The organism is Mariniluteicoccus endophyticus, from assembly GCF_054780035.1.
The window spans coordinates 46647-60669 of record NZ_BAAGXC010000015.1 but is presented as its reverse complement, the minus strand read 5'-3'; the positions used below and the strand labels follow the sequence as shown (position 1 = coordinate 60669).

Below are 14023 nucleotides of genomic sequence, written 5' to 3'. Positions count from 1 at the left end.
CGACGAACGTGGGAAGGGACGATCGGGCACGGCCGCTAGGCTGTCGGGGTGACGTTCCAGCTCTACGACTCCGCGACCCGACGGGTCACCGCCCTCGACCCCGTGCGCCCCGGTGAGGTCTCGATCTACCATTGCGGCCTCACTGTCCAGTCGCCCCCCCACCTGGGCCACATCCGCAAGGAGGTCGTCTTCGACGTCCTGCGCCGCTGGCTGACACACTGCGGGTTGAAGGTCACCGTCGTCGCCAACGTCACCGACATCGACGACAAGATCCTCGCCAAGTCGGCGGCCGCCGGCGTCCCCTGGTACGCCCACGCGTACCACTTCGAGCGCGAGCTCCACCGTGCGTACGCGGCGCTGGGTTGCCAGCCGCCCACCTACGAGCCCCGCGCGACCGGCCACGTGCCGGAGATGATCGAGATGATCTCGACGCTGATCGAGCGCGGCCACGCGTACGCCGCCGAGGACGGGTCCGGCGACGTCTACTTCGACGTGCGCTCCTGGCCCGCGTACGGCCGCCTGTCCAACCAGCGCGTCGACGACATGGAGGACGCCGCCGACGCCGACGCGCGCGGCAAGCGCGACCCGCGTGACTTCGCCCTGTGGAAGGGCCACAAGGACGGCGAGCCCGAGACAGCCTCGTGGCCCACCCCGTGGGGCGGCGGGCGTCCGGGCTGGCACCTCGAGTGCTCGGCCATGGCCGGAAAATACCTGGGAACCGAATTCGATATCCACGGCGGCGGCCTCGACCTGCGTTTTCCCCACCACGAGAACGAGCTCGCACAGTCGACCGCGGCGGGCCAGGCGTTCGCGCGGCACTGGATGCACAACGCACTGGTGACCATGCGCGGCGAGAAGATGTCGAAGTCGATGGGCAACGGGGCACTCGTCACCGAGGTCGTCAAGGAGTTCCCGGCCCGCGCGGTGCGTCTGTACCTGCTGGCCCCCCACTACCGCTCGATCATCGAGTACGCCGCCGACTCGCTCGCCGAGTCGACCGCCGCGCTCGAGCGCATCGACAGCTTCGTCGCCCGCGCCTCTGAGCTCGTCGAGCCCGCCGAAGTCGACGTCCCCGAGGCGTTCCGCACGGCGATGGACGACGACCTCGGCACCCCTGCGGCCGTCGCCACGCTCCAGACCGCGGTGCGCCGCGGCAACCAGTTTCTCGAGTCCGGCGACCGCGAGGCCCTGTCCACCACGCTGGGCGAGGTGCGGACCATGCTGCGCGTCCTCGGCCTCGACCTCGACGACCCGGTCTGGGCCGAGGCCGCCGCGCCCGCCGACGACGACCTGCGGCCGGTGGTCGACGGCCTGGTCGGGGCGCTGCTGGAGCAGCGCGCCCAGGCCCGCGCCCGCAAGGACTGGGCGGCCGCCGACGCCATCCGCGACACGTTGAACGACCTCGGCCTCAAGGTCGAAGACACCCCGCAGGGTGCCCGTTGGACCCTGCAGAAGAAGGGATCCTGACATGCCCGGAAACTCCCAGCGCCGCGGCGCCGGCCACAAGGGCAAGGGCAACACCGCCGGCTCGGGCGGCCGGATCCGCCGCTCCCTGGCCGGCCGCGGCCCCACCCCGAAGGCCGAGGACCGGCCCTACCACAAGGCCCACAAGGCCAAGAAGGCCGCCGAGCGCAGCGGGGGGCGCGCCGCGCCCCGCCGTGACGCCCAGCGCACGGGCCGCCCCGGCGCCGGCCCTGAGTGGGTGGCCGGGCGCAACCCGGTGCTCGAGGCGCTCCAGGCCGGCATCCCGGTGTCCACGGCGTACGTCGCCGAGGGCGCCGAGCGTGACGACCGGCTCAAGGAGATCCTGCGCCACTGCGCCGAGCACGGCATCAACCTGCTCCAGGCCAGCCGGATCGAGCTCGACCGCCTCACCGGCGGCGCGGTCCACCAGGGCGTGGCGCTGAAGCTGCCCGAGTACGAGTACGCCCACCCCGACGACCTGCTCGCCGACGCGCTCGACTCCGACACCCCCGGGCTCGTCGTGATGCTCGACCAAGTCACCGACCCGCGCAACCTCGGCGCGGTCGTCCGCTCGGCCGCCGCGTTCGGCGCCCACGGCGTGGTCATTCCCGAGCGCCGCTCGGCGTCCATGACCGCCGCCGCGTGGAAGACGTCGGCGGGCGCCGCCGCGCGCCTGCCGATCGCGCGCGCCACCAATCTCAACCGCGCCCTCGAGCGGTATGCGAAGGCGGGCTTCACCATCGTCGGGCTCGCCGGCGACGGGGACGTCGACATCCAGGACGTGCCCGGCGTCGACGGCCCGCTCGTGCTGGTCGTGGGCTCCGAGGGCGACGGCCTGTCGCGGCTCGTCCGCGAGCATTGCGACGTGCTCGCCTCCATCCCGATCGCCAGCGCCGTCGAGTCGCTCAACGCTGGCGTGGCCGCCGGCATCGCCCTCTATGAGGTCAGCCGGCTGCGCTGACGGCCTAGACGATGAACGCGGTCCACTCCAGGATCCACGTGGTGAATAGGAAACCTTGGTAGACGGCGCTGACCGTCACCAGCGGCCACGCCAGCCACGGCACCTTCCGCGCGACGAGCGCGAGCAGCAGCGTGAGGGCGAACAGGCCCGAGGCGTACCTGATGATGCTGAGGTGCCAGTAGGTCAGCGACGCCATCGGCAGGGCCAGCAGCAGGACGCTGTACAGGCCCAGCGGCCACGGCACCCAGCGCATGCTGACCAGCGCCGCGACGGCGAGCAGGATCACCAGCCACGCCTTCAGCGTCACTTGGTCGACGTGCGGCTGGGCGAGCGCGGCGAGGATCGGCTCCCACGGCATGCGCGGCTCGATGCCCCAGCCGACCTTCTGCAGCTGGGAGTACGCCATCCAGTTGCCCGTGAGCTGCTTGCAGTACAGCAGGAACGCCGCGAAGCCCAGCCCGGCTCCGGTCGACGCGGCCGCGCCGGGCAGCAGCACGCGCAGGATCGCCCGCCACCCGTCCCGCCACGGCACCTGGGCCAGCACGATCAGCCCCAGCGGCATCGCGATCAGGAAGCCGGACGAGCGGGTGAGGCCGGCCATGAAGCCGAACAGGGCCATCCACGCCCACTGGCGGCGTACGCACATCAGCACCGCCGCCACGCTGAGGCCGGTGAACAGCGACTCCGTCAGCCCCGCCTGCAGCAGGAACGCCGTCGGCGCGGCCAGCGTCAGCACGACCGCCATCCGGCCGGTCTCGGCGTCCCACAGCTCCTCGGCGAGCGCGGAGGTGGCCCACAGCAGCCCGACCAGCGCCAGGTTCGCCACGACCAGGACGGCGACGCGCGCGTCCCCCACCAGCGGCAGGAACACCTTGGCCAGCAGCGGCAGCATCGGGGTGAAGCTGAACCGGCTGACGGGCGGCTCGACCGACCCGTGGCCCTGCGGGCCGAGCATCATCCGCTCGTAGTCGTTGAGCGGCGCGAGGTAGTCGGTCTCGGTGAGCCATTGGTAGTGGAACGCGTCGTAGCGGAACCACATCACCACCGGGTCGAAGTCGGACAGCGAGCTCAGCGGGTGGCCGGCGGCCTTGCGCTGGCCCTCGTTGGCCAGCTCCGGCGAGAACGCGGCGAACGCGGTGATGACGGTGAAGCCGAGCAGCGTCAGGGCGAGCTTGGCGACGGTGTAGGAGCCGAGCACCAGCCACAGGCGGGACGGGACTCGGGCGAGCAGGTTCTTCACAGTGGGCGTCCCCAGACGTAGCGCGGCAGGTCGCGGCCGATGTCGCCCTCGTAGACCTGCATCTCGGTGAACTGGTCGATCATGATGGTCTTGACCCTCCGGTCGCTCGGCACGAGCTGGGCGAAGCAGGCCATGTCGAACCCGCTGTGGTCGGGGCCGCGGTCGCGCTCGAGCAGCAGGAACGTCCGCTTGGCCGGCCTGTCGAAGTCGGCGGAGTTGATCAGCCAGTCGTAGCGGGAGATGCGCGTCGGGAACCCGTCGGCCGCCTGGACGGGCTGGCAGGCCAGCGGCAGGCCGATGACCTCGCGGTTGGAGTACCAGCTGACCGGGTTCGCCGACCAGTACTGCAGGTAGCCCTTCGTCGCCCCCTCGGCGCGGGCCGCCGCCACGACCGCGCGGGTGGTCGCGTCGCTGGTCCGGGGGCCGTCGATGGCGGCCTTCGTCGCCGGCGCGTTGAGGGCGACGACCGCGGCCAGCCCCAGGCACAGCAGCGCGGCCAGGCGCGGGGCGCCGGCCAGCGTACGGACCAGCATCCACCCCGCCAGCGGCACCATGGCGACGGCGCCGACGTAGAGGTAGCGCGCGTTCACCGGCGCCCCGCCGGCCGGGGTGAGGGTCAGCGCGAGCGCGCTGAGCGGCACCAGCGCGGCCAGGTGCAGCTCCAGGACGCCGTGGTGGCGGAAGAACCGGCGTACGCCGAACACCGCCGCCGCGAGCAGGACCAGCGCGAAGACCGCGTTGACCCCCAGCGGGACGAGCTCGGGGTCGTGGATCAGCACGCCGCCCATGTCGCCGTGGGTCTGGGTGAACCAGCCGTTGACGGTGTGGTTGAGGTTGCCACCCAGCCGCTCGCGGGTGATGACCTGCTCCTCCACGATCGACACCGGCAGCAGCCCCCACGCCTTGACCAGCGGGGTGACGACCTTCATGGTCGCCATCGCCACCCCGAGGACGGCCAGCGCGGCCGCGGTGACGCCGTGACCGATGCGGCCGAGCGCCCACGCCAGCACGACCGCCAGCGCGTACGCCCCGCCGCCGATGTAGACGAACAGCGGGTCGGAGAAGAACAGCAGCCCCAGCGCGACGCCGACGCCGAGCAGCCCGGCGCCGCGCGCGGCGAGGGCGGCGTACGCGGGCCTGCCCTGCCCGCGGCGCGTCAAGAGGACGTGGACGGCGACGACGAGCACCAGCCAGAGCCCCGTCTCGAGGTGGCGCAGGTTGACGTTGAGCTGGTTCATGCTGCGGAAGTAGTCGCCGTGGAGCGGGTCGTTGACGCCGAACGGGACGAGGGTGAGCGCAGACCAGGCCAGGACGGGCGCATAGCCGGCCACGAGGCGCGCCACCGGCGTGCGGGCGTCGAAGCGAGCGAGGTGGCGCAGGGCGACGACCATGCCGACGATGACGACGAGGTTGCACACCACGGCCTGCCAGGCCACCCGCCGCCAAGGGTCGTCGATGCCGGCGGTCGCCCAGTACAGCGGGAAGTGCAGCAGGAAGTTGTCGCTGCCGACGTACGCCGCGTGCGGCTCACCGGCCGCCCACGAGGCGAGGACCCCCTGCAGGGCCACGTCGTCGGCATTGATGATCCGCGTACGCAGCCCGCCGACCATCGAGAACGCGCACAGCGCCAGTGCGAGCGCGGCGAGCACGAGCTCGAGCGGGCCCGGCAACCAGCGGGGCCAGGCGTCGAGCACGGGGGCGACGCCCGATGACCGCCTCTTCGACCCGCCCGCCCCCTCCGGGGGCGGGTCCGTGACGGGTACGTCCGGCGGGGTGGCGGCCTCGGCCTCCCTCATCGCACGGCGCGGGCCGGCCCCGTCGTCAGACGTGGACCGGCCCGCAGGGACCTGCTGACTCACTTCTCCTCGTGGTATTCCTGCTCGACGTTGACGTCCCACACGTTCGCCTTCTCGGAGCTGCCCGCGGCGATGTTGTCGACCGCGACCATGGCCGTCAGCATCGAGTGGTCGGCGTTGTTGTAGCGGTGCTGGCCGTTGCGGCCCAGCAGCCACAGGTTCGAGAAACGATCAGTGAAGTCCCGGATCTTGTCGAACTGGTTGTAGGTGCCGAAGTAGGCCGGGTAGGTCTTCTTCACCCGAATGACGCAGGAGTCGAGCACGTCGTCGGTGTCGACGATGCCGATCTTGGCGAGTTCATCGACGCCGAACTTCGCCATCTCCTCGTCGGGCTTGTTCCACAGCTCGTCGCCCTCGTCGACGAAGTACTCCATGCCCATCCAGACGTTGCGCTCGTCGGCGACCATCCACGGCGACCAGTTGTTGAAGATCTGCAGGCGGCCGACCTTCACGTCGGGCTCCTGGATGTAGATCCAGTTGTCGGGGACGATGTGGAAGCGCGTCTGGCGGTCGGTGGTGTTGCGGATCTTCAGTTGCTTGGCGAGGACGCCGACGGTGATGAAGTCGCGGTAGGGCAGGTTGGTCGCGGTCTCGACGACGTCGGCCGGGACGTCGACACCATCGAAGGCGGCGATGAGCTCGTTGATCGGCATCGTCGAGAAGAAGTGATCGGCCTCGACGCGTTCGGTGTTGCCCTCCCAGTCGGTGACGTCGACGGCGACGATGCGATCGCCCTCGGCGTGGATCTTGGTGATGCCCTTGCGCATGTGGACCTCGCCGCCGCGCTCGGTGATCTTGCGCGCCACGATCTCCCACATCTGGCCGGGGCCGAGCTTCGGGTAGAGGAACGCCTCGATCAGCGAGGTCTCGGTGCCCTTCTGGGCGAGGTCCTTCTCGATCTCGCGTCCCAGCTTCGGGGCCACCTTGTCCTCGTAGAGCTTTTTGCCCGCGTGCTTGAGCGTGCCGGTGATCGACAGGCCCTTGACGCGCTGTGCACCCCAGTCTGGGGCGATCTTGTTGACCTTCACGCCCCACACCTTCTCGGTGTAGTCGCGGAAGAACGTGTTGTAGAGCTCACGGCCGAATCGGTTGACGTAGAACTCCTCGAGCGACTTCTCGTCGAGCGGCTGGACGCGCGCACGAAGGTAGGAGAAGCCGATCTTGGCCATCTTGGTCAGGCCGAGGTTTTTGATGGTGTCGGCCTCGAGGGTGACCGGATAGTTGAAGAACTTGCGGTCGTAGTAGATGCGCGAAAGGCGGCTGCGCACCAGCATGACCTCGTCAGTCTTGTTGGGGTCGGCACCGCCCTCGGGCAGGTCGCGCTCCTGGCCCCGGTACTTCAGCGTGAACTTCTTGCCCTCGGCCGTCTGCTCGATCGGCATGATGGAGGTCCACCACTCCATGACACGGTCGGACTTCGAGAAGAAGCGGTGGCCGCCGATGTCGATGCGGTTGCCCTTGTAGTTCACCGTCTTGGAGATGCCGCCGATCTCGTCGGACACCTCGTAGACGATCGGCTTGATGTCTGTCTGCTCGAGGAGCTGGTAGGCGGCGGTGAGGCCGGCCGGACCGGCTCCGATGATGACGGCGGTCTTGTCAGACATTCTCTTCCTTGGGGTTGTAGATCAGGTGGCGGCGGAGCAGGAAGTTCCAGAAGAACACGATTGCGGTCGAGATCATCTTGGACACCATCGCCCAGATTCCCAACTTCTCGTGACAGAACCACACGATGAGGTCATTGAGCAGCAGCCCGGTGACCCCCACGAGCAGGAACAGGCCGACCTCGACGCTACGCCTTCGGGGGCTCTCTGGGAACACCCACAGGCTGCTGGTGATGAAGTTCACCACGATGCCGAGCGCGAAGCCGATCGTCGTCGACCACAGCACGGGCAGGTGGAAGCCGTGGATGCAGACGTACATCGTCCCGAAGTCGACCACCAGCGCCAGACCCGAGACGAACCCGTAACGGATCATCTGGGCCAGCACACTGTGATTGTCCGCGCGCATCGCGGAGCGGGCTTTGTCGGCCAAGCCCGTGGTCTGTGCGGTGGTCTTCATACGGCGGTCACACGATCATCCTTGTCCATGCAGACGTCCATGCCAACAGCAACACGCCCTGGAGCGCCGCCGACACGGTCATCGCGATCTGGCGTACGCGGTCGCGCAGCCAGTGGGCCGCGATCCAGGCCACGGGGAAGACCTCCACCGCGTACCTCCAGATCGACTGCTGCCAGTTGTCGCCGATCATCAGGGGCACGACCAGCAAGATCCAGCCGAGCACCTGATAGGAGGCCGGCAGGAGGCGTACGCCGGCCAGCAGGATGGCCGCCATCAGGACCACCGACCACGCCTTGACGAACGGGCGCCCGTAGTCGAAGAGCCCGTCGACGAGCCCGAGCGGCGGCCCGCTCGTCACGCCCCACCCGGCGTGCTGGAGATGGGGGTAGGCGAACCAGTCACCCGTCATCGCGAAGCAGTAGGCCATGAAGCCGCCCCAGGCGATCGCGGGTGCGGCCACGCCGGGGACCGCACGCAGAGTCAGCGCCCACTGCTCGCGCGACGTGGGCCACCAGCCGACCTGCCGGGCCCACACGAGCAGCAGCGGCAGGCACATGAGGAAGCCCGACGACCTCGTCAGCCCCAGCATCAGGCCGGGGATGATCGCCCACAACCACTGGCGGCGCTCGGCCAGCACGAAGGCACCCAGCACGCAGGCGACGAACAACGACTCCGTCAGCACGGCCTGCAGCAGGAACCCGCTGGGCAGGACGACCAACCACGTGATCGCCTCGGTGGGATCGAGCCCTTCGCCGAAGACCAGACGGGTCAGGTCGTACATCAGGGCGAGCGCCACGATCATCGCGGCCTGGGCGACAAGCCAGAGCGCGAGCGGGGCCCCGAGGACGGGCGCGAGGACCTTGCCGAGCAGCGGATACATCGGGCCGAAGGTGAACCGGTGCAGCGTCGAGCTGACGGAGAACTCCTCGCCCGCGCGGGCGCGCTCGATCGCCTGCCTCTCGTCGTCGTCGAGCGGCGCGAGGTAGTCCCGGTCGACCAAGGCGATGTAGTGCTCGGAATCGAAGTGGGTGACCGCGGTGACGGGGTTGAAGTTCTCCTCGTGGGTCTCGTCGGGCCACACCGAGCTGCCGAGCTGTTGCCGCGGGAGCTCCATGACAGGCACGGCCACTGCTGCGACCAGGAGCGCCGCCACCTTGGCGACCAGGAAGATCGCCAGGACACGACGCCACTTGACCCGGTCGAGACCCCTCACCCGTGCTCCCTCCACATTCGCGAGCCCGGGGAAGACTACTGCACCGAGGCGGTAGATTTGACCGCACCGACGTCCCAAGGAGCACCAGTGACCAATCCGAACGCCGAGCTCAGCAGCGCGTACCAGACGATCCTCAAGGTGATCGAGGGCGTAGAGCCCCGGATCGCCGACGCGACCCGACAGGAGCTGACCGACCAGCGCGCCTCGCTGAAGCTCATCGCGTCCGAGAACTACGCGTCGCTGCCCGTGCTCGCCACCATGGGAACCTGGTTCTCCGACAAGTACGCCGAGGGCACCGTCGGCCACCGCTTCTACGCCGGCTGCCAGAACGTCGACACCGTCGAGTCCGTCGCCGCCGAGCACGCCCGCGAGCTGTTCGGTGCCGAGTACGCGTACGTCCAGCCCCACTCGGGCATCGACGCCAACCTGACCGCGTTCTGGGCCATCCTCGCCCACCGCGTCGAGCAGCCGAAGCTCGCCGAGCTCGGCAAGAAGCAGGTCAACGAGCTCTCCGAGGACGAGTGGGAGACCCTCCGCAAGAGCTTCGGCGAGCAGCGCCTCATGGGCATGTCGCTCGACGCCGGCGGCCACTTGACCCACGGCTTCCGCCCGAACATCTCCGGCAAGATGTTCCACCAGCGCTCCTACGGCACCGACCCCAAGACCCAGCTGCTCGACTACGACCTCGTGCGTGAGCAGGTCAAGGAGTTCAAGCCGCTCGTGCTCGTGGCTGGCTACTCGGCGTACCCGCGTCGGGTGAACTTCGCGAAGATGCGCGAGATCGCCGACGAAGTCGGCGCGACCCTCATGGTCGACATGGCCCACTTCGCCGGTCTGGTGGCGGGCAAGGTCTTCACCGGCGACGAGGACCCCGTCCCCCACGCCCACGTCGTGACGACCACGACCCACAAGTCGCTGCGCGGCCCGCGCGGCGGCATGGTGCTGGCCACCGAGGAATACGCCCCCTCGGTCGACCGCGGCTGTCCGCTGGTCCTCGGCGGCCCGCTGTCGCACATGGTGGCGGCGAAGGCCGTGGCGCTGGCCGAGGCCCGCACCACGGAGTTCCAGGCATACGCCCAGAAGGTCGCCGACAACGCGAAGGCGCTGGCCGAGGGCCTGATGAAGCGTGGGGCCAAGCTGGTCACCGACGGCACCGACAACCACATCGTCCTGATCGACACCACCTCGTTCGGCCTCACGGGTCGCCAGAGTGAGTCGGCGCTGCTCGACTCGGGGGTCGTGACCAACCGCAACTCGGTGCCCAACGACCCGAACGGCGCCTGGTACACCTCGGGCGTCCGCATCGGCACCCCGGCGCTGACTTCGCGTGGCTTCGGTGCCGACGAGTTCGACAAGGTCGCCGAGCTCATCGTCGACGTGCTGTCGAACACCGAGCCCCAGACCGCGTCGACGGGCAAGCCGGGCAAGGCGAAGTACACGCTCGCGGACGGTGTCGCCGACCGTGTGAAGGCCCAGTCGGCCGAACTGCTCGACAAGCACCCGCTCTACCCCGGTCTCGATCTGGCCTGACCCGGCACCCGGAAAAACCGGACATCTGGGCGGGCCCCGGACGGTCCGACACCCCGAACGGCCCCGACGCCTCGCGTCGGGGCCGTTTCCTCGTTCCGCGGCGTGCTCGATCGTCCCCGACCGACACCCGGGGCTGGGCAGAATCAGGGGGTAGGACCAGAAAGGGACGATCGGGCACGCCGCAGTTGTCCACAGGCACACCGGAGCGTCTGTCCACAGTTGCGCCACCTCCGCGCCACCAACGAGGTCTCGGCAAGTAGCAGTGAGGGGTATGACTCTCGAAACCGTGCTGGGCGGCCGTGCCGCCGTGAGGATCTCCCCCGCCAACCGTGGCCGCATCCGACGGTTGGCCGCCGCCGGCCGGCTCGTCCGGGTGCTCCCCGGGACCTATGTCCGGGCCGGCACCCAGCGGCGACGGGAGGTGCTGGCGGAGGCGCTGTGCCTCTGCGACCCGCAGGCGGTGCTGACCGGGGCCGCAGCAGCCGCCCTCCACCTCAGGCGTGGGCGGTGGCCGGAGGTCATCACGTTCCGTTCACCGAGGCGATGGCGGCTCAAGGCGCCTTGGTTCCGCGCCACGCGTGGAGCGACAACTCCCGAGCTGGTGGTGGAACACCCCGTGCGTCACGTCGCCCCGGCGGCAGCGGTGCTGCAACTCACCGGTGACAGCAGCCGGGAGGTCGACCGTGCCCTGCGGAAGAAGAAGGTCACGCCGCAGCAGTTGCTCGATGCAGCCCAGGGCATGTCCCGCCAGTGGGGCAACGCGGTCCGACGCCGGATCGCCCGCGAGTCGCAGGACAACCCGTGGTCGGCGCCGGAACGCACGTTGCACCGCGAGTTCCGTGCCGCCGGGATCACCGGCTGGCGTGGCAACGCCCTGGTAATGATCCGCGGCCAGGCCTACTACCTCGACGCCGCGTTCGCTGCCACCAAGGTGGCCGTCGAGGTCGACTCCTGGGAGTACCACTCGGGCTACTCGGCGTTCCAGAAGGACCGCCGACGGCACAACGAGCTCGAGTCAGCCGGTTGGACGGTCCTCCACGTGACGCCCGAGATGTTGGACAACAGCCCCCAGGACGTCGTCCGCTGGGTGCGCCAGACGCTGCGGAGACGAGCCGCGTGCTCGATCGTCCCTTCCTGAGCCGCACCCGGGCCTGTGGGCCCGCCTGTGGCCGGGATCGGACGATCGGGCACGGGCTGTCAGTCCGGCACGTCGTAGCCCGCCTCGCGCATGAGCTCCTCGACCCGTCGGGTGACGCGCTGCCAGGCCGGGGAGGTCTGCGTGCCGTGCTGGTCGATCAAGCGGTAGGACGTGGCGTCGAGCTCGGTCCACCACTCGTTCGTCGCAAGATCGACCGGGTAGTGCTTCATGGTGATGGCCACCGAGCGCCGGGCGAGGTCCTCGATGCGCGGGTCGTCGGGGTCCCAGTCGTGGGCCTCGGCCGACAGCGTGTAGACCGCTCGCACCTCGGGATCCTGGAGCGCCTGGAGCTGCCAGCGCATCCACGCCTCGGACTTCTCGGGGTAGAGCACCGACATGAGCACCGCGGCCTCGCGCTCGATGTGTGTGAAGTCGTCCGGAAGCCCCCACTCGCGCAACTTTGCGAACAGCTCGATCGCCATGGGACCCAGCACGCCCGCGTCGGGGTCGGTCATCCGGGCCAGTCGGGCGCGGTGCGCCTCGAGCTCGGCGATGCGCGCCTCGAGCACTGCGTCCACCTCGGCCATGGCCGTGACGAACTCCTCCGGCTCGGCCTCGAGGAGCTCGCCGATCCGCGGGAGGGGTACGCCGGCCGCGACGAGCCCGCGGATGCGGACGAGCCGCACCACGTCGTCGGACCCGTAGCGGCGGTACCCGGACCCGTCTCGAGGCGGCTCGGGCATCAGGCCGATCTGGTGGTAGTGGCGCACCGTCCGCACGGTGACGCCCGCGTACTCAGCCAGCTGGGAGATGGTCAACAACGGCGACCTCCTCCTCCGGCTCGACGAAGGCCCGCAGCCCCGGCGCCACGACTCCGTAGACCGCGGCCGGCGCCCAGACGACCAAGAGTGCCCATGCTCCCACGTCCAGCGGCCAGCGGCTCAGCAGCAGCGCCACCAGTCCCAGACCGAGCGGCGCGGCCACGAGGGCGAGTGCGTTCAGCAGGCCGAACACCCGGCCGCGTTGGGCGTCCGGCACGTTCTCGGTCATGCCCACGGTGAAGATCGGTCCCATGAGGCCACCGGCGATGCCGGCGACGGCCATGCCCGCAGCCACGACCCAGAACCCCGACAGGGTGGCGATGAGGGCGAACGATGCCGTGTAGAGGGCGAGCGAGACCAACCACGTCGGCCACCGCCAGCGGGACAGGCCGACGGCGTACACGATCGAGCCGATGATCGACCCCACGGCGTAGCCGGAGGTGGCCGCGCCGAGCAGTCCGGGGGCGTCCATCCGCTGGAAGTGGGCGGGCAGCACGACCGACAGGAGCGGGGCCACCGGGAGGGTCGAGGCGAACGAGATGATCAGGACGGCGAGCAGCCCGGGGTTGGCACGCACGACCGCCAGGCCGGACAGGGGCGAGTCCTTCGTCCCGGGGTCGACGGCGGGAGCGGGCCGCAGGGGCATCAGTGCGGTCGCCAGCGCGGCGAGTGCCGAGCAGCCCGCGGTGATCCAGACGACGCGCACGGGGTCGAGCACCGACATCAGCACACCGGCGAGGGCCGGGCCGGCGAGGAAGCTCAACCCGAAGATGGTCTGGCGCAAGCCGGCGATCCTGTCGAGGCTGACACCCGAGGCCTCGGAGACGTTGGCCATGAGCGTCTCGCGGGCGGTCATGCCGGGCACGTCGAACAGCGCACCGGCGAGGCCGAGGACCACGAACCAGCCGACGTCGAGGCCCCAGAGGCGGTCGACGACGGCGAGGGCGGCGACGCTGAGCGCCGATCCGCAGTCGGCGAGGACCGCCATGCGGCGGCGACCCACGCGGTCGATGAGGTGTCCACCGACGAGGGCTGCGACGACGGCGGGCAGGCCGGTGACCATGGAGACGAATCCCGCGGTGGCGGGGTCGTGCGTGCGGGAGAGGATGAGCCAGGGCAGGACGATGGCGATGGCGGAGTTGCCGAACAGCGAGGCGCCCTCGGCGACCAGGAACAGGGGCAGAGACATCTTCACACCCATGATCCTGAAGGGTTGACGTTGCGTCAGGGCAAAGCGGGCACGGATCCGGAGACGACGAGGGCCCCCGGGGTTCCGGGGGCCCTCGTCGGTGAGTCGGTCAACCGCGCTTCACCGTGGTCGTCGGCACGCACGACAGCTCGTCGGCCTTCTCGGTCGGCTTGGCGAACCTGTCGAGCTTCAGCTCGGCGGTCTGGCCCTTCGCGACCTTCTGAACGATGTCTTTCGAGGCCACGACGGTCGAGCCCTGCTTCTTGATGACGCTGACCTTGACCGTGTATTCCGAGTCCTTGTCGGAGCTGTTGGTCACCTTGCCGGAGAAGTTCCACTCCCCCGAAGGCTCGGCGGCGCATTTCATGTCCTTGAGGTCCTTGGCGGCCCCCTCGGGCTGGTTGGCGGGCACCTGCTGGGGCTGCGCGGCCCCCGACGGGGTGGAGCCTGCCTTCTGGGTTTCCCCGCCCCCGCTGCAACCCGTCAGGGCCAGGCCTGCTGCGGCGAGCAGCGCGGTCGTGGTCGTGGCGATTCGATTCATGTCACACATTCC

At 69.8% G+C, this 14023-nt stretch carries 12 protein-coding genes; 4 read left to right on the top strand and 8 right to left on the bottom strand.

The window, feature by feature from the left end; all coding sequences use genetic code 11:
- The first annotated feature begins 48 nt into the window (after positions 1 to 48).
- Together cysS and rlmB are read left to right on the top strand one after the other, a co-directional pair.
- Positions 49 to 1467, top strand: a complete 1419-nt coding sequence (gene cysS, locus ACYVGD_RS04860; RefSeq protein WP_460741865.1) for a cysteine--tRNA ligase — start codon at positions 49 to 51, stop codon at positions 1465 to 1467.
- Between the two features lies 1 nt (position 1468).
- The gene (gene rlmB, locus ACYVGD_RS04855; RefSeq protein WP_460741864.1) at positions 1469 to 2425 is read left to right on the top strand and encodes a 23S rRNA (guanosine(2251)-2'-O)-methyltransferase RlmB; all 957 of its coding nucleotides are present in this window, start codon (positions 1469 to 1471) and stop codon (positions 2423 to 2425) included.
- Positions 2426 to 2429: 4 nt separating this feature from the next.
- On the opposite strand, the gene ACYVGD_RS04850 is transcribed toward rlmB, so the two are convergent.
- Genes ACYVGD_RS04850 through ACYVGD_RS04830 form a run of 5 tightly spaced genes read right to left on the bottom strand, consistent with a single transcriptional unit; the run spans position 2430 to position 8792 of the window.
- Entirely contained in the window at positions 2430 to 3665 is a 1236-nt protein-coding gene (locus ACYVGD_RS04850; RefSeq protein ID WP_460741863.1) for a hypothetical protein, read from the bottom strand.
- Positions 3662 to 5524: a hypothetical protein gene (locus ACYVGD_RS04845; RefSeq protein WP_460741862.1), complete on the bottom strand. Its 1863-nt coding sequence runs from the start codon at positions 5522 to 5524 to the stop codon at positions 3662 to 3664. Before ACYVGD_RS04845 ends, ACYVGD_RS04850 begins: the two co-directional genes overlap by 4 nt.
- Positions 5521 to 7125 (bottom strand): NAD(P)/FAD-dependent oxidoreductase, encoded by a 1605-nt coding sequence (locus ACYVGD_RS04840; RefSeq protein ID WP_460741861.1) that lies wholly within the window; start codon positions 7123 to 7125, stop codon positions 5521 to 5523. Before ACYVGD_RS04840 ends, ACYVGD_RS04845 begins: the two co-directional genes overlap by 4 nt.
- Positions 7118 to 7579, bottom strand: a complete 462-nt coding sequence (locus tag ACYVGD_RS04835) for a GtrA family protein (protein ID WP_460741860.1) — start codon at positions 7577 to 7579, stop codon at positions 7118 to 7120. Before ACYVGD_RS04835 ends, ACYVGD_RS04840 begins: the two co-directional genes overlap by 8 nt.
- A 7-nt stretch (positions 7580 to 7586) precedes the next feature.
- Positions 7587 to 8792: a hypothetical protein gene (locus tag ACYVGD_RS04830; protein ID WP_460741859.1), complete on the bottom strand. Its 1206-nt coding sequence runs from the start codon at positions 8790 to 8792 to the stop codon at positions 7587 to 7589.
- An 87-nt stretch (positions 8793 to 8879) separates the two neighbouring features.
- Between ACYVGD_RS04830 and ACYVGD_RS04825 the strand changes: the two genes are divergently transcribed.
- Complete coding sequence (locus ACYVGD_RS04825) at positions 8880 to 10322, top strand: glycine hydroxymethyltransferase (protein WP_460741858.1); 1443 nt, start codon at positions 8880 to 8882, stop codon at positions 10320 to 10322.
- 271 nt (positions 10323 to 10593) lie between these two features.
- Positions 10594 to 11460: an endonuclease domain-containing protein gene (locus ACYVGD_RS04820; RefSeq protein ID WP_460741857.1), complete on the top strand. Its 867-nt coding sequence runs from the start codon at positions 10594 to 10596 to the stop codon at positions 11458 to 11460.
- 59 nt (positions 11461 to 11519) lie between these two features.
- On the opposite strand, the gene ACYVGD_RS04815 is transcribed toward ACYVGD_RS04820, so the two are convergent.
- The 3 genes from ACYVGD_RS04815 to ACYVGD_RS04805 form a co-directional block, all read right to left on the bottom strand.
- Positions 11520 to 12278 (bottom strand): MerR family transcriptional regulator, encoded by a 759-nt coding sequence (locus tag ACYVGD_RS04815; RefSeq protein WP_460741856.1) that lies wholly within the window; start codon positions 12276 to 12278, stop codon positions 11520 to 11522.
- On the bottom strand, positions 12256 to 13470 hold the full coding sequence (locus tag ACYVGD_RS04810) for an MFS transporter (RefSeq protein ID WP_460741945.1): 1215 nt from the start codon (positions 13468 to 13470) through the stop codon (positions 12256 to 12258). The genes ACYVGD_RS04815 and ACYVGD_RS04810 overlap by 23 nt, the downstream gene beginning before the upstream one ends.
- A 109-nt stretch (positions 13471 to 13579) precedes the next feature.
- The gene (locus ACYVGD_RS04805) at positions 13580 to 14011 is read right to left on the bottom strand and encodes a hypothetical protein (protein WP_460741855.1); all 432 of its coding nucleotides are present in this window, start codon (positions 14009 to 14011) and stop codon (positions 13580 to 13582) included.
- Positions 14012 to 14023: the final 12 nt, after the last annotated feature.